This window comes from Streptomyces mayteni (assembly GCF_054783955.1).
The window spans coordinates 91,194-114,874 of record NZ_BAAGPR010000010.1 but is presented as its reverse complement, the minus strand read 5'-3'; the positions used below and the strand labels follow the sequence as shown (position 1 = coordinate 114,874).

General features: G+C 73.3%; 24 protein-coding genes and 1 pseudogene. 17 read left to right on the top strand and 8 right to left on the bottom strand.

The annotated features are described in order from the left end of the window. The first annotated feature begins 5 nt into the window (after positions 1–5). Together ACYVPE_RS07600 and ACYVPE_RS07595 are read left to right on the top strand one after the other, a co-directional pair. Positions 6–2,063: an AAA family ATPase gene (locus ACYVPE_RS07600; protein WP_461032650.1), complete on the top strand. Its 2,058-nt coding sequence runs from the start codon at positions 6–8 to the stop codon at positions 2,061–2,063. Beyond that, entirely contained in the window at positions 2,060–2,641 is a 582-nt protein-coding gene (locus ACYVPE_RS07595) for an FHA domain-containing protein (protein ID WP_461032649.1), read from the top strand. The genes ACYVPE_RS07600 and ACYVPE_RS07595 overlap by 4 nt, the downstream gene beginning before the upstream one ends. 5 nt (positions 2,642–2,646) lie before the next feature. Here ACYVPE_RS07595 and ACYVPE_RS07590 read toward each other — a convergent pair whose 3' ends face one another. Then, positions 2,647–3,306: an RES family NAD+ phosphorylase gene (locus ACYVPE_RS07590; RefSeq protein ID WP_461032648.1), complete on the bottom strand. Its 660-nt coding sequence runs from the start codon at positions 3,304–3,306 to the stop codon at positions 2,647–2,649. After that, entirely contained in the window at positions 3,306–3,980 is a 675-nt protein-coding gene (locus ACYVPE_RS07585; protein ID WP_461032647.1) for a hypothetical protein, read from the bottom strand. The genes ACYVPE_RS07590 and ACYVPE_RS07585 overlap by 1 nt, the downstream gene beginning before the upstream one ends. A gap of 397 nt (positions 3,981–4,377) precedes the next feature. Here ACYVPE_RS07585 and ACYVPE_RS07580 point away from each other — a divergent pair, with 397 nt between their 5' ends. The 6 genes from ACYVPE_RS07580 (at position 4,378) to ACYVPE_RS07555 (ending at position 11,335) form a co-directional block, all read left to right on the top strand. Beyond that, positions 4,378–4,950, top strand: a complete 573-nt coding sequence (locus ACYVPE_RS07580) for a hypothetical protein (RefSeq protein ID WP_461032646.1) — start codon at positions 4,378–4,380, stop codon at positions 4,948–4,950. Then, complete coding sequence (locus ACYVPE_RS07575) at positions 4,947–8,585, top strand: CHAT domain-containing protein (RefSeq protein ID WP_461032645.1); 3,639 nt, start codon at positions 4,947–4,949, stop codon at positions 8,583–8,585. Before ACYVPE_RS07580 ends, ACYVPE_RS07575 begins: the two co-directional genes overlap by 4 nt. A gap of 106 nt (positions 8,586–8,691) precedes the next feature. Beyond that, positions 8,692–9,705 (top strand): glycoside hydrolase family 5 protein, encoded by a 1,014-nt coding sequence (locus tag ACYVPE_RS07570; RefSeq protein WP_461032644.1) that lies wholly within the window; start codon positions 8,692–8,694, stop codon positions 9,703–9,705. 65 nt (positions 9,706–9,770) lie between these two features. Beyond that, a complete protein-coding gene (locus ACYVPE_RS07565; RefSeq protein ID WP_461032643.1) occupies positions 9,771–10,223 on the top strand; it encodes an SRPBCC family protein in 453 nt (150 codons plus the stop codon). A gap of 225 nt (positions 10,224–10,448) precedes the next feature. Then, positions 10,449–10,643, top strand: coding sequence for an MbtH family NRPS accessory protein (locus ACYVPE_RS07560; RefSeq protein ID WP_461032642.1), 195 nt, complete (start codon positions 10,449–10,451; stop codon positions 10,641–10,643). Then, on the top strand, positions 10,640–11,335 hold the full coding sequence (locus ACYVPE_RS07555) for a class I SAM-dependent methyltransferase (RefSeq protein WP_461032641.1): 696 nt from the start codon (positions 10,640–10,642) through the stop codon (positions 11,333–11,335). The genes ACYVPE_RS07560 and ACYVPE_RS07555 overlap by 4 nt, the downstream gene beginning before the upstream one ends. 72 nt (positions 11,336–11,407) lie before the next feature. On the opposite strand, the gene ACYVPE_RS07550 is transcribed toward ACYVPE_RS07555, so the two are convergent. After that, positions 11,408–12,874, bottom strand: coding sequence for a glycoside hydrolase (locus ACYVPE_RS07550; protein ID WP_461032640.1), 1,467 nt, complete (start codon positions 12,872–12,874; stop codon positions 11,408–11,410). A 153-nt stretch (positions 12,875–13,027) separates the two neighbouring features. Then, positions 13,028–14,128, bottom strand: a complete 1,101-nt coding sequence (locus ACYVPE_RS07545; RefSeq protein WP_461032639.1) for a LacI family DNA-binding transcriptional regulator — start codon at positions 14,126–14,128, stop codon at positions 13,028–13,030. A gap of 212 nt (positions 14,129–14,340) precedes the next feature. On the opposite strand from ACYVPE_RS07545, the gene ACYVPE_RS07540 reads away from it, so the two are divergent. Together ACYVPE_RS07540 and ACYVPE_RS07535 are read left to right on the top strand one after the other, a co-directional pair. After that, on the top strand, positions 14,341–16,224 hold the full coding sequence (locus tag ACYVPE_RS07540) for a rhamnogalacturonan lyase family protein (protein WP_461032638.1): 1,884 nt from the start codon (positions 14,341–14,343) through the stop codon (positions 16,222–16,224). Positions 16,225–16,317: 93 nt separating this feature from the next. Further along, complete coding sequence (locus tag ACYVPE_RS07535; protein ID WP_461032637.1) at positions 16,318–17,025, top strand: HD domain-containing protein; 708 nt, start codon at positions 16,318–16,320, stop codon at positions 17,023–17,025. Here the strand turns inward: ACYVPE_RS07535 and ACYVPE_RS07530 are convergent. Both ACYVPE_RS07530 and ACYVPE_RS07525 read right to left on the bottom strand, forming a co-directional pair. Next, entirely contained in the window at positions 16,992–17,543 is a 552-nt protein-coding gene (locus ACYVPE_RS07530; RefSeq protein WP_461032636.1) for a hypothetical protein, read from the bottom strand. The genes ACYVPE_RS07535 and ACYVPE_RS07530 overlap by 34 nt on opposite strands. A gap of 2 nt (positions 17,544–17,545) precedes the next feature. Beyond that, complete coding sequence (locus tag ACYVPE_RS07525) at positions 17,546–18,007, bottom strand: protein kilB (RefSeq protein WP_461032635.1); 462 nt, start codon at positions 18,005–18,007, stop codon at positions 17,546–17,548. 226 nt (positions 18,008–18,233) lie between these two features. On the opposite strand from ACYVPE_RS07525, the gene ACYVPE_RS07520 reads away from it, so the two are divergent. Next, the gene (locus tag ACYVPE_RS07520; protein ID WP_461032634.1) at positions 18,234–18,407 is read left to right on the top strand and encodes a hypothetical protein; all 174 of its coding nucleotides are present in this window, start codon (positions 18,234–18,236) and stop codon (positions 18,405–18,407) included. A gap of 116 nt (positions 18,408–18,523) precedes the next feature. Here ACYVPE_RS07520 and ACYVPE_RS07515 read toward each other — a convergent pair whose 3' ends face one another. After that, positions 18,524–19,042, bottom strand: coding sequence for a flavoprotein (locus ACYVPE_RS07515; protein ID WP_461032633.1), 519 nt, complete (start codon positions 19,040–19,042; stop codon positions 18,524–18,526). Then, entirely contained in the window at positions 19,039–20,241 is a 1,203-nt protein-coding gene (locus ACYVPE_RS07510) for a helix-turn-helix domain-containing protein (protein WP_461032632.1), read from the bottom strand. The genes ACYVPE_RS07515 and ACYVPE_RS07510 overlap by 4 nt, the downstream gene beginning before the upstream one ends. 93 nt (positions 20,242–20,334) lie before the next feature. Here ACYVPE_RS07510 and ACYVPE_RS07505 point away from each other — a divergent pair, with 93 nt between their 5' ends. The 6 genes and pseudogenes from ACYVPE_RS07505 (at position 20,335) to ACYVPE_RS07480 (ending at position 23,676) form a co-directional block, all read left to right on the top strand. Beyond that, positions 20,335–20,523, top strand: a complete 189-nt coding sequence (locus tag ACYVPE_RS07505; protein WP_461032631.1) for a hypothetical protein — start codon at positions 20,335–20,337, stop codon at positions 20,521–20,523. Beyond that, positions 20,520–20,750, top strand: a complete 231-nt coding sequence (locus ACYVPE_RS07500) for a hypothetical protein (protein WP_461032630.1) — start codon at positions 20,520–20,522, stop codon at positions 20,748–20,750. The genes ACYVPE_RS07505 and ACYVPE_RS07500 overlap by 4 nt, the downstream gene beginning before the upstream one ends. A 217-nt stretch (positions 20,751–20,967) precedes the next feature. Next, entirely contained in the window at positions 20,968–21,513 is a 546-nt protein-coding gene (locus ACYVPE_RS07495; protein WP_461032629.1) for a hypothetical protein, read from the top strand. Between the two features lie 209 nt (positions 21,514–21,722). Continuing rightward, positions 21,723–22,829 carry a methyltransferase domain-containing protein gene (locus ACYVPE_RS07490; RefSeq protein ID WP_461032628.1) on the top strand — a complete coding sequence of 369 codons (1,107 nt, stop codon included), beginning with the start codon at positions 21,723–21,725 and terminating at the stop codon, positions 22,827–22,829. Beyond that, a pseudogene (locus tag ACYVPE_RS07485) lies at positions 22,829–23,013 on the top strand (DinB family protein); the annotation flags it as partial. The gene ACYVPE_RS07490 and the pseudogene ACYVPE_RS07485, both read left to right, overlap by 1 nt. A 189-nt stretch (positions 23,014–23,202) precedes the next feature. Continuing rightward, positions 23,203–23,676, top strand: a complete 474-nt coding sequence (locus ACYVPE_RS07480) for a TIGR02611 family protein (protein WP_461032627.1) — start codon at positions 23,203–23,205, stop codon at positions 23,674–23,676. The last annotated feature ends 5 nt before the right edge of the window (positions 23,677–23,681 follow it).

Genomic DNA, 23,681 nt, shown 5'->3' with positions numbered 1-23,681 from the left:
CGCCCGTGACCCAGCAACCGCCGGGCGCCGAGGAGCAGGCCGGCCTGACGATGCCGCCCTTCGCCCAGGAACTCGCCGGCACCCTCAGCGTGCACGCGCAGTACGTCCTGCACGGCAACATCCGCGACGACTACCTCGTCAGCCGGCACGGCCAGGACCGCTACTTCAGCCTGGCCGGCCTGGTCTGGCACACCCTGCGGCTCCGCGGCTTCGACGCCCTGGTGCGCTACGACGTGGTGGACGGCTTCACCGTGCACCCCGCGGACGCCCTGCCCAACGTCGAACGGCTGCTCGGCCGCGGCACGGTCGGCCGCCGCTTCCGCGGCCGGCTGCTCAGGGCCGACCCGCCCGCGCTGCTCGACCTGGAACCGCTGCTGCGCGCCGTCGCCACCGGCCTCGAACCGGCGCAGCGGCCCAGGCCCGGCGCGGACCGGGGCGAGTTCGGCGCGGGGCCCGCCGAGCCGGAGCACCCCCAGCGGCTGGCCCTGCTGATCGACTACGCGGCGCGCATCCCCACCGAGGTGAACCGGCTCAGCGAGCGGGAGCGCGACTTCTTCCTCGGCTGCCTGAAGCTCGCCAACGACGTGGAGCCGATCCGCCACCACCGCACCGGACACACCCTGTTCAACCCGATCGTCTGGCTGGCGGACGGCGAACGCGACCTGCCCACCTGGCTGGTCTCCGGCAGCCACCGGATCCGCACCATCGGCGTCCCGCTCCCCGACATGGAGGACCGCCGGCGGATGGCCCGCCTCCAGGCCGCCGAGTACACCGCGAACGCGACCGGGGGCCAGGCGCCGGCGCCGCCGGGGGACGCCCTCTCGCTGCTGAAGCACGGCGAGCGCCCGCCGGCCGCCCAGCGGGCCGACCGGGAGACGCGGGAGTTCGCCAGGGCCGCCGGCGGGCTCACGCTGCGCGCCATGCGGGACGCCGTCCGGCTGGCCGGCGACCGCCGGCTGCCGTTCGACCGGATGCCCGACGCCGTCCGCATCTACCGGCTCGGCGTCGAGGACAACCCGTGGCGTCGTGGGCACATCAGGAACCAGATCCGGGAGGGCGAGGCGTTCATCCGCGCCCGGGTCAAGGGCCAGGCGCCGGCGATCGGCAAGACCATGGACATCCTCAAGCGCGCCGCCCTCGGCCTCTCGGGGGCGCAGGCCGCGCACCCGGGTCACCGGCCGCGCGGCGTGCTGTTCTTCGCCGGGCCCACCGGCACCGGCAAGACCGAGCTGGCCAAGTCGGTGGCCACCGTGCTCTTCGGGCGGGAGGACGCGTATCTCCGCTTCGACATGAGCGAGTTCTCCGCCCCGCACTCCGCCGACCGGCTGGTGGGCGCCCCGCCCGGCTACGTCGGCTACGAGGCGGGCGGCGAGCTGACCAGCGCGGTGCGCACCGACCCCTTCCGGGTGGTGCTGTTCGACGAGATCGAGAAGGCCGACAAGGGCGTGCTCGACAAGTTCCTCCAGGTGCTGGAGGACGGCCGGCTCACCGACGGCCAGGGCATCACCACGTACTTCAGCGAGTGCGTGCTGATCTTCACCTCCAACCTCGGGGTGATGACGGAGGACCCGGCGACCGGCCTCAAGCGGCGCGTCGTCGAACCGGGCACGGACTACCAGGAGTTGGCGGCCACGGTCCGCGACCAGGTGGAGCGGCACTTCGTGGAGGTGGTGGGCCGTCCCGAGCTGATGAACCGGCTGGGCGGGAACATCGTGGTCTTCGACTTCATCGGCGCCGAGGTGGCACGGTCCATCTTCGACCTCCAGGTGGACAACATCCGCTCGCTGATGCGGCAGGACCAGCGGCTGCACCTGCGGCTGACCGAGAAGGCCACCGAGCGGCTGGCCGAGCGCTGCACCGCCGACCTGGACAACGGCGGCCGCGGCATCGGCAACGCCCTGGAGACGGCGCTGATCAACCCGCTGGCGCGGGCCCTCTTCGAGGAGGGGCCGCTGCCGGAGAACAGCGTGGTCACCATCGACGCGGTCACCGAGGACCCGGACGGCACCGTGCGACTCGACCTCGACATCAGCCGGTCGTCCGAGCGGAGCGGCGGATCATGAGCGACGAGAGCGACGAGAGCGACGAGAACGACGAGAGCAACTGGGCGGGCTGGGACGACCCGGACCTGACCGGGGGACGGGACGACGAGTTCGCCCAGGACCCCGCACCGGACCCGGTTCCCGAGACGACGACGGAGCCGCCGCCGGAGCGGACGGCAGAGGCCGGGGCCGGAGCCCCCTGCTGGAACTGCGGCGAGCCGGCCTCGGACGCCACCCCCGACTGCCCGTCCTGCCTGAGCCCCCGCACCCACCTGGTGCTGCGGCTCGACACCCCCTGCCTGCGGCTGACCGCCGGTCCCGGCCGGCCGCTGCGGCTGGGCCGCGACCCGGAGTGGGCGCCGGCGACCGCCGCCGCGCTCGGCGGCTCGTCCGGCGTCTCCCGCCGGCACGCCACGATCACGGTGGAACGGGACGGCACCGCCTGGGTCACGGAGGAGGCCGCCGGCAGCCTCAACGGCACCTGGGTGAACGGCCGCCGCGTCGAGCCCTCCGGGCGCCAACCGCTGTGTGGCGGCGACGAGTTGGCGCTCGGCAAGCGGGTACGCGGCGGCGTGCGGATCCACCGGCCGCCGGCGTAGCCGGTTCACCCGGGCTCCTCCGGCGGCGGGATCGCGGCCCGCAGGCCGGCGAGCAGCCGGTTGGCCTCCCGCCTTCCCTCCTCGGTGCCCAGGTCGAGGGAGCTCTCCTGGTCGGCCTTCAACGCCGCCTCGTCGCGGCGGTCGCCGAACAGCACATAGGCCAGGCGCGGCCGGTGGCGGCGGGACTGCCAGACCATGCCCTGCGCCCAGCCGGCGTCCCGGCGCAGCGCCTGCGCCCAGTGCCGGGTCTGCGCGTAGCCGGCGCCCTCCGTCTCCAGCAGCCAGGAGTCCTGGAAGACCTCGGCCAGATCCTCCTCGGTGATCAGCGTGATGAGTTCGATCGGCGCCGAGGTCGTCAGCCGGGACAGCGAGTAACGGACCGCCTGGGCGCGGGGGATCAGCCGGGCGTTGGCCCGCGGGTCGAACTCCAGCGAGCGCAGGAAGACCTCGGCCAGCGCGGTGGCCGGTTCCTCGGCGACATAGAGGTAGGGGTACGGGTCGTCGGCCGTGCCGTCGAACCGGCTGCCCCCGAAGTGCGGGTGCGCAGCGACCGGGTTGAAGCCGGTGGCCGGGTGCACAGTGCGGTGACAGCGCCACAGCGTGGTGTCGGCCTCCAGGGTCAGCCGTCGCGGGGTCAGCGCCGAAGGCGGCGGGAAGGCGGGCATCAGTCCCCCTCCACCAGCGCGACGGCCGCGGCCGTGAGCAACTCGTCCGGCACCCGCCCGATGAGGCTGGCCGGCGCGTCGGCCAGCCACCGGTTGCCGCCCAACCACCAGTCGGCCGCCCCCCACGGGTCCTGGTCGGCCAGCAGCAGGCGGTTGATCCTGGCGACGACGGCGAACGGGCCACCCTCGTCGGGGTCGAACTGGAAGTCGGGGTAACGGGGGCCGCGGATCGGGTCGTTCAGCCGGATCAGCCCCGCCGCCAGCGGGTCACCCGCGACCCGGGGGTCGAGCTCGCCCGCGGACCGCGAGGGCGCGGCCAGCAGCCGCCGCCGCACCGCCGTCACGACCTCCAGAGTGCCGGGGTCCTCGTCGGCTCCGAGGAGCGCCGCCAGCCGGGGCAGCAGCGCCCCGGCCCGCTCCGTCGCGTGGACGGAACCCGGCGTGCCCCACCGGAGCTGGTTGACCGCGGGTTCCCGCACCGGGTTCCCATCGGGCAACGGGATCAGCGCCCGCCGAACCAGGAGCAGCGCGCGGCGCGCGGCGGCGTCGTCCTCGCCGGACGCGAGCAACGCCCGGGTCGCCGCCAGGAACGCGGCGAACTGGTCCTCCGTCAGATCGGCGCGGATCCGGTCCAGGTGCCGGTCGATGAGATCGAGCAGTTCTTCGGTGTTCATCGGTGCGCCTCCCTCCTGCCTTGCCCCGCGGCGGCGCCAGCGGCCGCCGGGACCAGGACCGTGTCCGGTCCTCCGAACCGGGTCCGGCTGCCGCGCGCGGTGCCCCCACCGGGCGCGGCAGCCGGACCCCCTCCTCCCGGCCCCCGGCCGAGTCCGCCCCCCGCGCTTCGGCCTCCGCCGGCTCCCGGAGGGTCCCCTCGCGGCGCTCCCCCGACCCCCGTCATGGCCCCTCCTCCTTCGGGCAGTGCTCTCCCGTTCATCTTGGGAGATCCTGTCCGGCGCGGAACCCGAGGAGGCGCCTTCGGACAGAAAATGACCTGTCTATGCCCAGCCGGGCGCTAGGAGCGGCGTGCCGAACGCGGTTTGAATGGACAGGGAGGACGTCGGAGGAGGGGATGTGGACGCCACGGTGGAATCCCTGCTGGTCACGGGGATCGCGGTGCTCGGCACGCTGATCTCCGCCGTGCTGACCCAGCGGCAGGCCAACCGTTCGCTCAGCCAGGAGCTCAACCGACTCGACCGGTGGCGCACCGCCGACCGCGCGGAGCAGGACAGGCGCGACACCGTGCTGGTGCACCGCGCCGCCTACACCGCCCTGAACACCGCCGCCCGGCGCTATCTGGCCGCGCTGACCGACCAGTTGCACGCGCTCGGCCTCGGGACGGGCATCGAGGCGACCACCACCGAACTCCACGCCGCCCGCGCCGCGCACGCCGACTCCTACGCCGAGTTCCAACTCGTCGCACCCGACCCGGTGTTGGCGGCGGCCCGGGCGGTGAACCACCGGCTCAACCACACCTACGGAATCCTCATGCGCCTCACCAACGGAACCCGACGCCCGAGCGACTCACCGGAATCGGCCCAGGCCCTGATCACCGAGCTGTGGACCAGGGACCTGCCGGAGCTCAGGGAGAACATGCGCCTCGATCTGGACCTCCCCGAGGGCGCTCAGCGCCTCCCCGGCCGATGACGAACCCCGACGGTCATGACGCGGGGCTCCGCACCTGGGCCGCTGTCGCCGTCCGCCAGGCGCAACAGGTCTGGCCCCAGGCGCGACAGCACCCGCAGTCGGCGGCGCCACGGCTGGTGATCGAGCAACTGATCACCATCGAGCGGCTGTTGTCGGCCGAGGACCCGGCCAGGGCGGCCGTCGTGCCCTGGCTCGGGCGGCTGATGGCGGCGGTGCTCAGGAGGCGGTCACCGGTCGATCCCGGGGAGCTGGCGGCCGCCCTCGGCCACCTGCGGTGGACCGACCGCGCCAGGCCGCTGAACGACCAGCTTGCCCTGCTGTCCAGGATGGATCTGGCCGCCCTGCTCATACCGGCGGAGCTTCCCCCCGAAGCGCGCGAGGAATCGGCGCCGCCCGAGCTGGTCGAGCCTCTGCGGGAGCGGCTGTCGGAGGCTTTGAACGCCCTCGCACGCGTCATCGCCGGGGACCTGACGACGCGGGAGGCCGTGCTGCGCCTGATGGAGCACGTCGCCACGCTGCTCTCCGCCCTCCCCGCCCCGCCGGGGCAGCCCCCACCGCCACCCCCGCCCCAGGAGGTGGCGGCCGAGCCACCGGCGACCCCCGCTACGCCGGACGGCGAACCCGCCGCCGAGGCGCTGGCCGGCGCCGTGCGGGAGCTCGTGGCCCTGGCGCGCCGGGACCCGCCGTGGTGCACGCGCCTGCTGGCCTGGCTGTGCGTCACGTCGACCAGGCCCAGAGTCTCCCCGGCGGACGCCGAGCGCGAACTGGCCCAGCTCGGCCTCGACCTGCCGGTCCTCGCGCCGCTGAGCGAACCGCTCGCCACGCTCAGGTCAGACGCACGCGACCCCGGGGCGCTCGCCGCACGCCTCGCCGCCGCCGCGCTGGCCGTCAGGGACGCGCTGCTCGCCCTGTCCGCCGACGCGCCCGAACGGATCCGCCTCGCCAAGCTCCACGCCGCCCTGCTGGTGCAGGCCGACCTCCAGCTGCCCGAGACGGCGGACTTCGCCGCGGTGGACCCGGCGGCCATGCGGCCGGAACCCGACGAGGCGGCGCGCGCCGCCTGGTGGGGCGAGGCCGACCTCGACTGGATCCTGTACGCCTCGATCGACAACCTGTGGGTGTCGAACGGCGAGATCGAGCGCGTGGAACGCAGCGCGACCTGGCTTAGGGAGTCGATCGACGCCCTCCCCACGGACGGGCCGCGCGCTGCGGCCACCCGGCGGCTCCTCTCCTTCTACCTCGCCCATCGCCTCGGCCGCGCGGGCCAGCTCGACGGCAGCCTCCAGGACGGAGTCGCCGCCCAGGCCATAGCCGAGGAGTTGGCGGACACCACTGAACCGAACGACGACCTGGCGCTGCTCGGTCTCCTTTCCAGGTACGACCTAGCCCGCCGCAGCCTGGACCGGGCGGCGAGGGAAAGCCTGATGGAGGATCTGATCAGGACACTGAGCGACCGGTACGAGGCAGCCCCGTCCGACCCGCGTACCCGCTTCGACATCACCGGAACGCTGGGCAGCGCCTACGCCGAACGCGCCGCCCTCACCGGAGACCCAGCCGACCGCCGTGCCGCCGCCCGGTTCCTGTGTGAGGCCCTGGCGACCGAACCCGCCACTCTCCCGGCGCAGTACGAGCCGTACTTCCCCGTGGAGCGGGCCAGGCTGATGACCACGCTGGCCAAGGTCGACCCCCGTAGGGAGGTCGTGGACCGTGCCGCCGCCGAGGTCCATGGGGTGATCGAGGGCTCGCGGATGTCCCGCCGCGAGGAGGCCGTGCTCCGGTTCCACCTCGGCCAGGCCATGCTCCGCGCGATCACCCACCGCGCTGACCTCGGCCTGCTCGACCCGGGCATCGCCGAGCTGAGCCGGGTCCGGGCCCTGGTCGCCGAGAGCCACGGGCCGTTGCGCCACGACACACTGAGGGAACTCGCCGCCGCCCACTGGACGAGTGCGGTCACCGGCGGCCCGAACGCCAGCCGGGACCGCGAGGCCAGCATGGAGATCCGCCGCGAGGCGCTTGAGCTGACGGCCGCCGACGTCCTCAGACAACTCGGCGCCGAGCACGCCCTGTCGGCGGCCCGCGCCGCGACCGGCCACGTCCTGTTCCTGGCCCTGCGCTGCGCCGAGAACCGCCGCCCCGCCGAGGCGGTGGAGGCCCTGGAACTGGGCCGGGCCCTGGTGCTCAAGGCGGCCGCCGCAACCCACGGCGTGCCGCGGCTGCTGGCCGACCGGGGGCACGCGGAGCTGGCCGAGGAGCGGCGGGCGCAGACGCCCCGGCATCCGCTCCAGCCAGGGACCGCCACCGGAGAGACGCCGCCGGGCTCCGGGCTGCCGAGCAGCCCGCGTCGCAGGGCGCTCGCCGCGCTGGGCACGGGAGACGGCACCGGCGCGCGGGAACTGCTCGGCGCCCCCGACGTCGTCGCGCTGACCGCCGCTCTGGCCGCCTCGGGCGCCGACGCGCTGGTCTACCTGGTCCCGGGCGAGGGCTTCCGCCCCCACATCCCGGGGTGCGCGCTGGTCCTGCGCCCCGGGGACGCCGAGCCCGCCGTGCTCGAACTGCCCCTGCTGCTCTCGTCGGGCAGCCACCATCTTGAGCGCTACCTCACCGCCACCGCGGAGCGCACCCGCGTGGCGACCGCCCAGGATGCCTCGCGCGCGTCGCGGGAGGCAGCCGAGGCGGAGTGGCAGGCTGCGCTGAGTGAGCTGTGCGACTGGGCCTGGCCCGCCGCCATCGGCCCGGTCCTCGGCTCCCTCGCCCCCCTCGGCCGGCCGCCGCGGATCGTGCTGATCCCCTGTGGCCCGCTCGGCGTCGTCCCCTGGCACGCGGCGCGCCAGCACATCGTGCTCGGCGGCCACCGATACGCCTGCCAGGATGCGGTGTTCACCTACGCGTCGTCGGGTGCGCAGTTCCAACAGGCCGCCGCCCGCGCCAGGTTGCCCACCACTGGCCCCCGGGTGCTGGTCACCGACCCGCGGCTCAGCCTGGCCTGGGCCGAGATCGAGACGGAGGCGCTGCGCGCGGCCTGCTACCCGGACGCCCGGCGCTACGGCGAGTTCGTGGCCGCCGAGGGGGTGCCCGACGCGCCGGGAGGCTGCGACGACCTGCTGGCCGTGTTGCCGGGCGGCGGCCGTCCTGCGGCGGTCATGCACGTCTCCTGCCACGGCGTGGCGGGACCGAGCCCCACCAGGTCGGCGCTGTCGCTCGCCGACGGCGAGCTGACCGTCGCCAGGATCCTGGACCACGCCGAGGCCGCGGCGCCCCACCCGGAAGGACCGCTCGTCGTGCTCAGCGCCTGCGAGACCGACCTGAGCACCGGCGACCACGACGAGGCGCTGACCCTCTCCACCGCCCTCGTCGCGCGGGGCGCGGCCGACGTGGTCGGCTCCCGCTGGGCCGTCAGGGATGGCGCGACCGCGCTGATGATGGTCGTGTTCCACCGCTTCCTCAGCGACCGGGGCCTCGGCCCCGCCGACGCGCTGCGCGCGGCCCAGCTGTGGATGCTCGACCGGGACCGCCGCCCGCCGCCCGGACTCGGCGACCCGCTCCACGCCGAGGCGGGCCGCGCCGACCTCGACCAGGTCCACCTGTGGGCCGCCTTCACCCACCAGGGCAACCCGGCTGCGGCGCCGACCCGTTGACCGCGTGGACTACCCACCGTACGGTCACCGGGACCTCAGCTCCATCACCCCCACCGCCGGGGCCGGTCGACGTGCCCCGGTGAACTGGAGAGGACGGTACAGAACCATGCCGACATCGCATCGCCTCGCCTGGGCCGCCGGCGCGCTCGCCGTGTGCGCGGCCGTCGCGGGATCCGCCACCGTCTGGGCCGCGCCGCCCGAGGCGGCCACCCCGTACGGGGAGCACGGGCGGCTCGCGGTCTGCGGCACCACCCTGTGCGGCGAGGGCGGCGAGCCCGTCCAGCTGCGCGGCATGAGCACCCACGGCACGCAGTGGTACGAGCAGTGCGTGACGGGCGACTCGCTCGACGTCCTCGCCGACGACTGGGGGGCGGACGTGGTGCGCGTGTCGACGTACGTCCAGGAGGACGGGTACGAGACCGACCCCGCGTACTTCACCGACCTGGCGAGCCGCGTCATCGACCAGGCGACCGAGCGCGGCCTCTACGTCATCGTGGACTGGCACATGCTCAGCCCCGGCGACCCGAACGCCAACACCGCGCTGGCCGAGCGGTTCTTCACCGACATCACCGCCCGCCACGGCGACCAGGACAACCTGCTGTACGAGATCGCCAACGAGCCGAACGGCGTCGGCTGGGACGCGATCAGGAGCTACGCCGAGGAGATGATCCCGGTGGTGCGCGCCGGGGACCCGGACGCCGTCGTCCTCGTCGGCACCAGGGCCTGGTCCTCGCTCGGCGTCTCGGAGGGATCCGACGAGTCCGAGGTGGTGGCGGACCCGGTGGACGCCGAGAACATCATGTACACCTTCCACTTCTACGCCGGCTCGCACGGCGACGACTACCTGCGGACGCTCTCCCGGGCGGCCGACCGGATCCCGATGTTCGTCACCGAGTTCGGCACCCAGGACTACACGGGCGACGGCCCGAACGACTTCGCCATGGCCCAGCGGTACCTCGACCTGATGGCGGAGAAGGGGATCAGCTGGACCAACTGGAACTACTCCGACGACTTCCGCTCGGGCGCCGTCTTCGAGACCGGCACCTGCGACGGCGGGCGGTGGTCGGACCCGGGGTCCCTCAAGGAGGCCGGCGTCTGGATCAGGGACCGGATCTCCTGACCCACGTCGCGTGACCCACGTCGCGCGTGTACCGATCGGTACATGGCGCGGGTACCGTGGGGTGCATGAGGTCCCTCACCGAGTCGATCGACGTTCCGCATCCGCCCGAGCGGGTCTACGACTTCCTCGACGTCATGGCTCACCACGAGCGGTTCACCGACCACTTCATGACGAACTGGCGCTACCACGGCCCGGATCGTGGCGTCGGCTCCGGCGCCACGGTCACCGCCGCGCTCGGCGGGGTGCGGACCGAGGTCACCGTCGAGGTCGTCGAGGCCGAGGCGCCGTCGCGGATCGTCGAGCGGAACGTCAGCGCGGGCGGCGGCCGGCGGGCCCACGGCATCTACACCATCGAGCCGTTGGCGGCCGGCGGCAGCCGCGTCGCGTTCACCTACGAGTGGCTGCGCGCGCCGCTCGCCGACCGGCTGTTCGCGCCGGTCGTCCGGGCCACGATGCGGCGCGCCAACCGCACGGTCATGCGGCGTCTGGCCGACGAGTTGGACCGTCACGTCGCCTGAGGCCTCCTCGACCGGCTGCGGATATCGGCGGTAGGCCGCAGTCGCTATCACTCTAGATGCAAGATCATCGGCTTGCCAGAGGGGGAAAGCCGTTGACTTCAACGCCACTTGAACCCCATGCTGATGGCCCCGGATGGAACCGGGCCCTCGTGCCCTCCGGGACGTCGTTCTGCATCCGAAGTGAATCCGCGGCGGTGGCCGTGCCGAGCGGGAAGGCGACCGGGCATGACCAACCCGTTCGCGGATCCCGAGGCTCGCCACCTGGTCCTGGTCGACGACGAGGACCGGCGCTCGCGGTGGCCGGAGGCCGCCGACGTCCCGGTGGGCTGGGAGGCCGCCCGCCCCCGCGGCACGGCGGCCGACCGCTCGCGGAAACCGGGTGGTCGACCGTCCGGCGGATCTGCGAGGCTGCCCGGATGAGTGCCGAGGCCGCCTACCACGGCGAGCGGGGCGTGTACTTCGCCGCCCGCGCCACCGACAACGTCTACAACGCGTACACCGACCGGCCGGCCATGCTGCGGCTGGCCGGCGACGTGGCCGGGGCCCGGGTGCTCGATCTGGGCTGCGGGGCCGGCCATCTCGCGGCGGAGTTCCTGGCCCTGGGGGCGGCGCGGGTGGTCGGAGTCGAGGGCAGCGAGACGCTGTTGAGCGCCGCCAAAGCCCGACTGGGAGACGAGGCCGAGCTCCACCGGCACGATCTGGAGCGGCCGCTGACCTTCCTGCCCGACGCGTCCTTCGACCTCGCCACGATGGCCCTCGTCTACCACCACATCGACGCGCGGGAGCAACTGCTCGCCGAGCTGCGGCGGGTGCTGCGGCCGGGGGGAGTGCTCCTGGTCTCCACGACGCACCCCGCCGGCGACTGGACCTGGTTCGGCGGCTCGTACTTCGACGAGGGGCGGGTCGAGGGCACCATGGGAAAGGAGCTCACCCACCACTACTGGCGGATGACCCTGGAGCGGTTCCTCGGGGAACTCCTCGGCGCGGGCTTCACGTTGGAGCGGCTGGTCGAGCCGCGGGCCACCGAGGAGGCCAGGCACCTCGACCCCGGCCGCTTCGACCGGACGCACACCACCCCTTTCTTCCTCACGGTTCGGCTGCGCCGCCCGTAGCCGCCTCCCCAGCCCCTCGGGGGCGGGGTCGGGCCCGCACGTGCGGCCCAACCGCCGCCCCCCGCCCGTCGGTTACTCCGTGACGCCGTCGATCTGGAGGGTCTGCACCTGCCCGGTGGTGAACGGCACCGCCACCGTGCGGCCGGTCAGCCGCAGGTCGTCGCGGCGGACGTAGAGGTCGCCACCGCCGCCGGTCCTGGTGGACCAGCGGGGGACGACGCCGCCCGCGCCGCCCGTGACCTGGCCGAACGGCGAGAGGTCGAAGGTCAGCGTCTGGGCCGCGCCCGGGTTGGCGGCCACGACCACCACCCGCCGCCCGGCCGGGTCGTAGGCGGCCACGCTGTAGTCTGTGCCGGTGTCGATGATCCGCATCCCGGGCCTGATATGCCGGGTGAACTGGGCGAGCACGTAGTACTTGGTCTGGACGGCGCCGGCCGCCAGGGTGTTCGGGTCGTAGGCGATCAGCGCCCAGGACGCGGTGGGGTCCATCACCTGCCAGTAGACCCAGGCGGTGGGGCGCAGCCAGCGGAAGTCGAGGAGCAGGTTGGTGGCCAGGGACAGCCCGGTGCCGTCGCCGTCGCCGGTCTCGGAGTTCCACAGCGCCGTGCCGGTGGCGGCCACGTCCCGCTGCAGGAGGTCGCGGCGGCCGCCCGAGCCCTGGTAGCCGTGCACGTTGACCCGGTCGACCAGCGCGCGGGTGGCCGTGGAGAACGAGTTCCACGTGGTGCGCGCCAGGTCGTAACTGGTCTCGTCCGAGGCGGCGATGGCCGTGGAGCCGAGGCCGAGCCGGTCCAACTCGGCGCGCAGGTGGCCGAGGACGGTGGCCTGCACGCCCGCGTCGACGTGGCAGCCCTCCTGGGTGCCGTCCGCGCGCCACCACGACGAGGACGGCTCGTTGAACGGCTCGACGGAGACGAACGGCACGCCCCAGGAGTCCCGGGCGCGGCGCGCCGTCGTCGCCAGATAGGTGGCGAACTGGCGGTGGTTCCAGGACTGGAGGTTGTTGCCGCCGTCCGCCGCGCCCGACGGGTTGTGGTTCAGACACATCCACCACATGGGCGAGTTGGAGAACAGCTCGGCCCGCGCGCCGCGTTGGACGGCGCGGGCCAGGGCGGCGCGCTGTACCCGGTCGGCGTTCCAGTTCCAGGAGGTGGAGGCGGGGTCCTCGCTGCGCCAGTCCTGCCAGAACCCCTCGATCTGCTTGAAGCGCGGGATGTTGGGGGAGGCCACCATGGCCTCGCCGTCGACGCTGTTCCAGCCGCAACCGCCCAGGTTGTAGCGGGCGATGTTCAGGCCGAGGCCCGGCAGGGTGCGGCCGGCGTAGGAGACGTTCCCCAGCGTGAAGAAGGCGTCGGCGAAGTCGTCACGCTCGCCGAAGACGTTGGCCCACCAGGCCAGGGACGTGCCCCAGCCCTCCCAGGTGCCCTGCCCGGCGGCCGGGTCGATCCGTACGGTGGCGTCCGCCCGCGCGGTGCCGGCGGCCAGACCGCTGCCGAGCACGGCCGCGCCCGAGGCGGCCAGGAGTGTTCTGCGTTTCACGGAGGTTCCCCTTCGCACAGGGTCCCTCGCCCCGTAACACGGTGCGGCGCGGCGGGCCGGATGTCCAGACCCCGGGCGGCAACCGGCCGCCGCGCGCCGGGGGTTGACCGGGTGGCGCGGGCTCCCATACTGACGGTCAACGGCTCGTCATGTTCACGTAACCATCGGTCCCTCGCCCCCTCCCGACCGACCGGCTCCGACGTGGCGGACGGAGTCGCGGACCACGATGTGGGTGCCGAGCACGACATGGCTCGCGGTGTCGGGCGCCGTGTCGTCCAGGGCCAACCGCACGGCGGTGTGGCCGAGTTCCCGGTGCGGCACGTGCACGGTGGTGAGGTCGATGTCCGCCGCCGGGGGCAGGTCGTCGAACCCGACCATCGAGACGTCGTCCGGGACGCGCAGCCCCCGCTCGCGCAGCACCACCCGCGCGCCGGCGGCGATCTGGTCGTTGACGGCGAGGACGGCGGTGAAGTCCCGCGGCCCCGCGTCAAGTCGCTCGCGCATCATGCGGTGGCCCTCGTGCCGCTCCATCGTGCCGTCCGCCTCCAGGCCGGGGTCGTGCGGGACGCGGTGCGCGGCCAACGCGGCGCGGTAGCCGGCGAGTCGGCTCTCCTGCGTGGTGTAGCCGGGGCGCCGGCCGAGGAAGAGGACGCGCCGGTGGCCGGCCGAGAGCAGATGGCTGGTGGCGGCGTGGGCGCCGGCCGTGTTGTCGTACTCGACGACGACGGCCGGTATCTCGGGCCCCATCGGCGGCCGGCCGCAGAGCACCAGACGGGAGCCCACCAGGGCCAGCGCGCGGGCGTAGTCCGTCATGCGTTCCCGGTAGGCGTCGTCCGCGACCACGTTCCCCACCAGGATCACGGCCTCGACGTGCTCCTCGCGCATCAGGTGGACCATCTCCAACTCCCGCTCGGCGTCCCCGCCCGTGGTGCCGACGATGCACAGCCGGCCCGCGCGCGCCGCCTCCTCCTGCACGCCCTGCGCGACGTGGGCGTAGTGCGGGGAGGTGACGGAGTTGACCACGACGGCCACGCTCCTTGGCCGCACGCCGGCGAGGCCGCGGGCGTGCGGGTTGGCCACGTAGTCCAGTTCGCGGACGGCGCGCATCACCCGGCCCCGGGTGGTGGGCGCGTTGGGATACGTGCCGGAGAGGATGCGGGAGACGGTGGCGACGGAGACCCCGGCGCGCGCGGCCACGTCCCTGATGGTCGGGGGGCGGGGCCGTCCGTCCCGGGCCGAACCTCGGCGAGGCATCCGTCCTCCCTTGGTGACCGGTCTCCGCATGCTGGCGTGGAACCGTTTGAACCTTGATCGTGGGGCAGCGGGTTGAGCGCGTCAAGCCGCTGAGGTCGGGTGATCCACCTCGTCCAGCCTGTTGACGTGCTCGCGCCACTTTGCTTCCATCTCGGATTGTGTAAACGGTTTAACCGGCCCGGTTCCACCCGGGAGCAGCCAAGGAGGTCTGCATGCACGACAGGCAACGGTGGGGCCCGCGTCGCGGGAGGGCCGCCATCGCCACGGTGTTGCTCGCGCTCTGCGCGACGCTGCTCACCAGCTCCCCGAGCCCCGCGTCCCCCCACGACCCGGCGGCGGCGGACGCCGGTGACCAGGCGGCGAGCGCGCTGGCGCCGCGCGCGATGGAGAACCTCGGCCGCGGGGTGGTGGCCGTGCGCAGCAACGCCACCCAGGTGCTGGTCTCCTGGCGACTGCTCGGGCTCGACCCGCAGGGGATCGGGTTCAACGTGTACCGCTCCACCGCCGGGGGCGCCGCCGTCCGGCTCAACTCCGCGGTCCTGACCGGCGGTACCAACTACGTGGACGCCACCGCCGATCTGACCCGCTCGAACAGCTATCACGTGCGGCCGGTGCTGAACGGCGTCGAGCAACCGGCCAGCGACGCCTTCACCCTGACCGCCAACCACGCCCAGGAGCCGGTGGTGCGGGTGCCGTTGCGGGACGGCGGCCCGGTGAAGTTCGTCTGGGTCGGCGACCTCGACGGCGACGGCGAGTACGACTACGTGGTGGACCGGCAGACGTCCCCCCAGTCGCTGGAGGCGTACACCTCCGACGGCCGTTTCCTCTGGGAGGTCGACCTGGGGCCGAACAGCGTCAACCAGGACAACATCGAGCCCGGCTCCGCCACCATCGACGTCGGCCACAACGACGGCGTCACCGTCTACGACTTCAACAGCGACGGCCGCGCCGAGGTCGCCCTGAAGATCGCCGACGGCGTCACCTTCGGCGACGGCGCCACCTGGACGCACGCCGACGACAACCGGCAGTTCATGGCGATCCTCGACGGGCAGACCGGGGCGCTGCGCAACTGGGCCGCGGTGCCGACCGACTACCTGAGCGACGGCCCGATGGCCGCGCGGCTCGGCGTCGCCTACCTCGACGGCGCCACGCCGAGCCTGGTCGCCTACATGAAGAACCGCCAGGACAACGGGAACTTCAACCTGATGATGACCGCCTGGCGGTGGAGCGGCCAGAACCTCTCGATGCAGTGGAAGTGGCTGCGCGGCGGCCAGAACGCGCCCGACGGCCACAACACCCGCGCCCTCGACGTCGACGGGGACGGCGCGGACGAGATCGCCGAGATCGGCTTCGTGCTGGAGGGCGACGGCACGTTGAAGTACTCGATGGCGAACGAGGGCGTCGTGCACGGCGACCGCTTCCACATCGCCGACATGGACCCGTCCCGGCCCGGTCTCGAGGGCTACGGGGTGCAGCAGAGCAACCCGAGCGGCCTGCTCGAGTACTACTACGACGCGGCGACCGGCGACATGATCTGGGGTCACTACGGGACCCCGGGCGACGTCGGACGCGGCATGGCGGGCGACGTCGACCCGCGGTTCCCCGGCATGGAGGTCTGGTCGTTCTCCGGCCTCTACAACGGCCCGACCAACCGGCTCACCGAGCCCAACACGTCGCTGCGGCCGTGGCCGCAACTCGGCCTGTGGTGGGACGGCGACGTCTCGATGGAGCTGCTCAACGACGGCAAGATCGAGAAGTGGAACCCGGCGAACCCGACGCCGACCGGCAGCCTGCCCCGGCTGGTCAGCACCTGGAACTACGGCGCGGTCACCGCGGCCCAGGGCGGACCCACCCTGGTCGGCGACCTCTTCGGCGACTGGCGGGAGGAGGCCGTGTACACCAACGCGGCCTACGACGAGTTGATCATCTTCACCACCAACCAGCCGAGCGACACCAGGCTCTACACGCTGGCGCACAACCCGGCCTACCGCAACGCCATGACCTTCAAGGGCTACATGCAGTCCCACCACCCCGACTACTACCTGGGCAGCGGCATGGCCCGGCCCCCGCAGCCGAACATCAGGTACGCGGGATAGGTCGGTCCTGGGCCACCCTTGACAGGTAGGTAGCAAACATATTGGCTACCTACCTGTCAGCTGTTCCGTCCCTTCCCTTCCCCGGGAGCCGTCTTGACCGCCGTCCCGACCGCCGCCCCGACCGAGACCGACGACTTCGGTGACCTGCCGATCCCCCGCACCGCACCGGCGCGCGCCGCAGCCCGCTTCGCCCGGTCGATCGAGCACCCGGCCCTGTTCCACCACAGCGTGCGCAGCTACCTCTACGGCCGCTTCCTCGGCGAGCGGCAGGGGCTGCGGGCCGGCCACGACTACGACGACGAACTGCTCTTCCTGGGCTGCGTGTTGCACGACGCCGGCCTCAGCCGGGAGGGGAACGGCGAGGGGACGTTCGACGTGGACGGCGCGGACCTGGCCGCCGGGTTCCTCGCCGAACAGGGGGTGGCCGACGACCGGGTGGCCGTCGTCTGGGACGCGGTCGCCCTCCACCTGCACTACGACGTCGCCGTCCGCAAGCGCCCCGAGATCGCGCTGGTGACCCTGGGCGCCGGCTACGACATCGGCCCCGACCCGCAGCATCCCCTGCCGCCCGGCTACGTCGACCGCGTGCACGCCGTCCTCCCCCGGCTGCACGCCGCCGCCGTCCTCCACGACGCGATCGTCGGCCAGGCCCTGGCCAAGCCGCACAAGGCCCCGCCGTTCACCATGCCGGGCGAACTCGTCCGCCAGCGGACCGGCGGCACCTGGCCCGGCTGGCGGGACCTCGTCGGGTGGGGCGACTACGACGGCTACCTCCCCGACGCGGAGTCGCCGCGCGGCTGAGCCGCGTCGAAACGCCCCGGGTGGCCGGTGGGTCGCGAGACGTCACGCCGTGCCGCCGTGTAGAACCTCTCGCGGGCCACGCGTTGCTTCCCGAGCAGGGTCGACCACGCGTCCGGATCACGGGTCCCGTTCCGCACGAACAGCTCCATCTCGGCGACCGTCCTCGCCCAGGCGTGCGCCACGTCCACGACCTCGGGGGCCGCCAGCAGCAGCATCGTCTCCCACGCCCGGTCGCGGGCCTCGGAGGCACCGGCCAGCCGCGGACTCGCCTCGGCCGGCGCCAGGGGATGCGGGTGCGGGTCGTTGCCGAAGTGGGCCGAGACCCTGAACAGCACGCTGATCATCGCCTTGAGCGACCCGCTGTACTCCGTGTAGGCGATCAGGCGCCGATCCTCCCACCGGGCCGTCTGCTCGCGTCGGAAACGCGCTCGATCGCCGAGGGCGACGGCCAGATAGGAGCCGAGGGCGCCGACGACCACGCCGATCAGCGCCGGAAGTTGCTGGAGGAAGCCCGACATCGCTACAGGCCACGCCCCAGATGCCCGCCGGCCGCGGCGACGAACCGGTCGGTGGCGGCTATCGCCGCCTGTCGCAGCGCGGCGAGCGCGTCGCGGTCCGCCGCCGCCCGCACCGCGAACGTCGCCAGGGCCGCCTCGCGCGCCGCCCCGGCGAGGGGCGGCGCGAGCACGGACACCGATACCAGCGGCTCGGTGACGGCGGACCGGGTGGCGTGCGACGCCGTCCGCGCCGCGGCGAGCGCCTCGGCGTCGGCGCCGGCCAACCGCAGATCCTCCCTGAGCCACAGGGCCCGACGGTGGTCCCCCAGCGCCGCCACCAACTCGGCCACGGCCCGCAGTTGGTCGTCACGCCGCTGATCGGCCCGCGCCTCCCGCCGGGCGGCCCGGCCCGCGCGCTCCTGCAACAACCCGGTGACGACGCCGCCCAACAACGTGCCGGCCACGGCGATGACGCTGGCCCACATGCCGCGCTTCCCCCTCCTGCCGATCCTTCGCTTCCCCCGAAGCCATGCCCATGATCCCCGCCCCGGGCACCGCACGACCGGCGCTTTCCCGGCCAACCGGGCGTAGGGTCCCCTCCACTGGGGCCCGCCCTGCCCCTCCCCCCGGCGGGCCCCGTCACCGGCCGTTCGTGTCGCCATGGCAGGACCGGGTAGGCGAGGGGTTCGGCGTCGGCGGAGGGAGGGACCCGTGGAGATTCCCGTCAACGTGGGGCTGATCGTCATCGCGGTGTGCGTGCTCGGCATCGCGGCCTGCCTGGTCTGGTGGGCCACCTTCGAGAAACCCCGCCGCCGCGACGGCTGCGGCGGCATGGACGGAGGCGGATCCGCAGGTGGCATGGGCGGTGGCGGCGGCGGTCTGTGACCCTGCCCAGCCCGGCGCGTCGCCCGCGCGCGGTCCCACGCTGCGCGCACCTGGGCGTTCAGATCCCCGCAGGCGCTTGGGCCTTGCGCCCCAACTGCTGCCGTGGTCGGGGCCCCTCAGACGAGGGCCGCCAGCCCGTCGCGCCAGGGGAACCCGGCGGTGTCGCCCCGCTTCGGCGGGTGCGGCTCGCCGGCACCGAAGACGACGCGCACGCCCTGCTCGTGCAGCGTCCCCACCGCCCGCTCGACCGCCGGCTGCGCGCCGAGGGCGGTGGACCAGAACGGCATGGCCACCACGGGCACGCCGAGGTGCACCCCCTCGGCGGGCAGCCCGAGGGCGACGGTGTCGGTGATGCCGGCGGCCCACTTGCAGGCGCTGGTGGTGGTGAGCGGCGCGACCAGCATCGCCGTCGCCTTCGGCAGGGCGTCCTTCTCCCAGGGCAGCTTGTACTGCGAGCGGACCGGGTGCCCCGTCAGCTCCGCGAGCTCCGGGAGCCGCGACTCCCACCAGCGGGCGGCGGAAGGCGTGAGGATCAGGCACACGTCCCACCCGGCGGCCTGCGCCTCCCGGACACCTCGGTCCAGATACTGCGTGGGGCCAGCGGCACAGGCGATCAAGTACAGCACCTTGGTCATGCGCGGAGTCCACAGCGCTCGGCCAGCGAGCGCAACTCCAACGACGGGGACGACACGAGCAGCAGGAGATCCTGCACGACCGCCATCACGGCAGGCCGTCGGATCTCTTCCGGGGCCAGCCGCTCGGCCTCGATGAGGGCGGTGCCAGCTTCCTCTCGCTGCCGTGTCAAGGCCAAGGCGCGTGCAGTGGTGACAAGATGACGGGCCCGGCGCTCTCGGCCCAGGGAAGCCACGGCGCTGGGGACGATGCGTCGCCCGACCTCGACCGCGGCCCAGGCGTCGTCGAGGCGCAGTAGGACGTCGACTTTGTGCAATTGCACATTGGTGGCGCCGAAACTGGTGAAGTCGGCGCCGGCGCCGCCCTGCCGTTCGGCGACCTCGGCGGCCGCGCCGAGGTGTTCGTCCGCGGCAGCGACGGCTGCGGGGTTGCGGCCGCTGCCGGTGGCCCCGATGGCCGCGACCAGATGCAGCATTCCGAGCGTGGACAGGCCCGCGGTGCCTGCCTGTTCGAGGTCGGGGCGGAGCACGGTAGCCCGCGCGGCGGCGTACTCGGTGGCGGCATCGTGCCGGTGCTGGTGAATCAGGCCACGTGCCACTCGTCGGGCCGAGGCCCCGATGGCTACCGGGTCGCCGGAGACCTCTGCGGCGGCGAGCGCGCGGTCGGCAGCGAGCACTCCGGGCGTGCACAGAGCCGAGCCGTACTTGTAGAAGAGGCTGGCTGCGAGTTGGTAGGCCCGCGACAACAACACAGCCCCTTCGCTGCTGCCTGCTGCGACGCGGTGCGCATCGGTGAGGAGCGCCGGAAGGTCCCGCGCGGTCGCGACGTAGTGGCAGGACGCCCAGGCGTGGCAACAGAAGTTCAGCCGCTTCCACAGCGCCGGCAGATCCACCGGTCTGCCTGTCGGCGCCAGGGCGGGGAGACGGTGCAGCGCGTCAGCGAGGGCGACGACCTCGGCGGGCGGAGTCGTCGGCGCTGGGCTGGGGGTGGAATCGGTCACGAGCTGTTCCAGGGGGATGCGTAGGACGTCGGCCGCCCGCTGGAGTAGCGACAGCCTTGGGTCGGATTGCCGGTGGCCGCCCTCCAGGTCCTGGACCCAGCGCCGGGATTGGCCCATCAGGCGCCCGAAGTCGCCTTGTGTGAGCCCTCGGTGCTCGCGCCAGTAGGCGATGCGGCGGCCGACTCTGTGCTCAGTGTTCATGCGTCCTCTGTGCGCGAGGCACGCGAACTGCGTGCTTACGGTCTGTTGTACCGCCCATACGGTCCGGATGGCACCAACACCGAGGAGCCGACCATGGCCGTAGTCCCCACGTCCCCTTCTCCCGGCTGTCCGTCCGATGCCGTCATTGTCGTCACCGGTCTGGAAGGTGCGGTCGATCCGGCCGAGCCGGTGACGTGCGGCTACTGCGGCAACGCGGTCGTGACGGACGACGACCACGCGACGACGTGCGCGTGGAAGCGCGGCAAGGCGGCGGCGCGGTGAGGCCGGACACCGGTGTGCGATGGGTCGGGCACGCGCTGGTCGGCGAGCTGGTCGCGGACCCGGCGACCGGCCGGGTGGGCCGGCTGGCCGCCGTGCTGGAGCACGTCGACAGGGCCACCGACCGGGTCGTGCTGGCCGAGGCGCACGTCCGGCCGGTGGACGGCAGCGGGATCGAGTGGACGGCGGACGCCACCCGCCTGACGGCGGTGGCCGATGCCGAGGCCTGAGGCGCGCGGCGCGCACCGCCGTCCGCGCCGGCCGCTGATCGACGTGGCGCTGCTGGTGCTGGCCGGCTGGGGCGGAACCGCTTTTCGCCACCGACCGAGGCCGCTGCCTGTAGCGTCGACGCAACGCTGACCCCGGCCCCGCGGGTACGTGGCCTGGCTGCGAACGACCTCGTGAAGGGGAGAGCTTGAGTTGACGATGATGCGTTCGGGGTGCCCCATGGCGACGGTCTATACCGTCGAGGAGTACAACCACCTGGCCAGCCTGCCCTTCGGCTCGGACAAACTGGAGGAGTTCACCTGGTGTGCTCTGGAGGGTGGCCACGAGGGGCCGTGGCATTGGGCCCACGGCCAGACCTCGACGAACGGTCCCACGTGGATCCGCTGGCACGCGACCGCCCGCGAGCTCATCAGGCACCCAAACTGCCCGAAGGATTCCAAGAACCCGGAATTGGTGGACGCCGAGGCATGCACGCTCCCTGAGGGGCACCCAGGCCGCCACGGCTACGAGTTCGACCTCCACGTGGACCGGTTCGCGCAGCACCGAGCCCTGACAGTCGGCGATCTCCGGCAGGCACTGGAAGGCCTCTCCGACGACACCCCCATCCGGATGGGCGCGGTCACGGCCGGAACCCTTCCGGAGGATGTCGAGTGCCTTCTGGCGGACGTCGGCCGTATCGCCTCTGTCGAGGAGACGGAGAGCGACCGGTCAGCGACACAAAGTCCTGGCCGTATTGCCTCGGACATGACGTTTTGGGGAAGATGATCGACGGCGGCGCGGCGATGACGCGGCGGCCGTGAACGGGAGCGGGGAGGGCGCGGGACCATGGAGAGCGTCGCTGTGGTGGCCAAGCATCGTGGGGAGCCGTCGGACCGGCCTTACGAGCCGCCGATGCCATCCCCGGACGGGGCGGGGCCCGATGTGCCGAACCCGCCAACCGAGGACGGCGATGGCGGCACGGGCGGCGGTAACGGGTGAGTCGCGGCTGGCGGACCGGCCACGCGGGGCTGCTCGACGCCCTGGAGAACCGCGGGCATCTGAGGCCCGGGTGGCGGCCGGCTTTCGAGGCCACCCCGCGACACCTCTTCATCCCCGAACGGGTGTGGCGGATGGCTGGTCGCGGCTTCCGCGAGGTCGACCGGGCCCAGGAGCCGGACGCGTGGTGGGAGCTGGTGTACAGCGACGAGCCGGTCGTCACCCAGCTCAACGACGGCAGGCCGCGAACGACGGGCGGTGCCGCTGATCCGACGTCGTCGAGCTCGATGCCCTCGATGGTCGCGAAGATGCTGCACCACCTCGATCTCGCCGCCGGGCACACGGTCCTCGAGGTCGGCGCCGGCACCGGCTGGAACGCCGCGCTCCTCGCCCACCGCGGCGCGGTGGTCACCACCGTCGAGTTGGACCCCGATGTTGCCGCCCAGGCCCGCCGGGCGCTCACGGAGTCCGGCATCGACCCCGCGCAGGTCGGCGTCGTCGATGGTGACGGGGAGGGCGGCTGGGCGCCCGCCGCTCCGTACGACCGGCTGATCGGGACCTTCTCGGTCCGCTCCGTCCCCCACGCCTGGGTGGGGCAGACGCGCCCCGGGGGCGTCATCGTCACCCCCCTGCACGCCGGTGCCGTCGTCCGCCTCACCGTCGCCGAAGACGGCACCGCGGCCGGCCCCTTCGTGACAGGCAGCTCCTTCATGCTCAGCCGCCCCCAACGCGACCGCATGACCCATGTGCCCCCGGGCGCCCAGAGCTGGAAGAGCCCCACCGACCTCGACACCAGGGCGGTCGCGAACGTGGGCTTCCTCGTCTACCTCCACGCCCACCACCCCGAGCTGCACGTCGCGCTCTCCGGCCCACCGGCCGCCCCCGAGGCCACCGTCCTCGATGGTGAGGGCTCAGCCGCCCAGGCCGACGGAACCGGCACCGTGTGGGAGTACGGGCCCCGTGCCCTCTGGGAGAGGATCGAGCAGCTCCACCAGGGATACTCCGCCGAAGGCCGCCCCGACCTCGACCGGTTCGGTCTGACGGTCACCTCCACCGGGCAGCGCGTCTGGCTCGACGAGCCGGACCACGCTCTCGCCAGTGCGTGACCGCGCCGGCGGAGCCCGACGCGGCTCCGGTCACCACGATCGCGTGGCGCCTCGCCCACCTGCACTTCTGCTTCGGCGGGGGCTGGGAGTGGACCTCGGCGCGCGGCGGCGGGATCCGGTCGAGCTGGTCGACTTCACCCCGAACGCGGCGCCCGCCGTCGAGCGGTTCCGGGCGGTGGTCGACCTCCGGCGGGCCCGCCCCCCCTCTGATCCGCGTCGGGGGCGGTGCGGCGGTGGTGCGGTTACGGTAGGGGGAAGGGGATGGTGCCGCGGCCTGGTGTCATCTCCTGTCACTTGCCTTTCTGTCACTCAGTGACAGAAACCGGGTCGGTGCTGGCTGCCACCAAGGGGGTTGACCTTTCGCATGAGCCACATGGACGTACGGAGATCCGCCGCGGGCTCGGACGGGCCCGACGGGGCCGTCGAGCCGGCGGGGGGCGGCCGGAGCGAGGTCGGTGAACCGGTGAAGAAGGAGAAGCCGCTCGGCTCCCGCGCGCCGCAGTTCGTCAAGAGCTCCCGCCCGCTCCACCTGGGCTGGCAGGCCTGCGTCTTCGTGGCCGGCCTGGTGGTCGTGGTGATCGGGATCATCATGCTGCCGCTGCCCGGCCCCGGCTGGCTCGTGATCTTCGCCGGGATGGCGATCTGGGGGAGCGAGTTCGTCTGGGCCCAGCTGGTGCTGCGCTGGACCAGGCGCAAGGTCGCGGAGGCCGCGCAGCGCGCCCTCGACCCCAGGGTGCGGCGCCGCAACATCGCGCTGACGGTGGCCGCCGGCTCGATCTGCGCCGTGCTGCTCGCCGTGTACCTGCTGAACTTCGGCTTCGCCATGCCCTGGGAGATCGACACCTGAGCGCG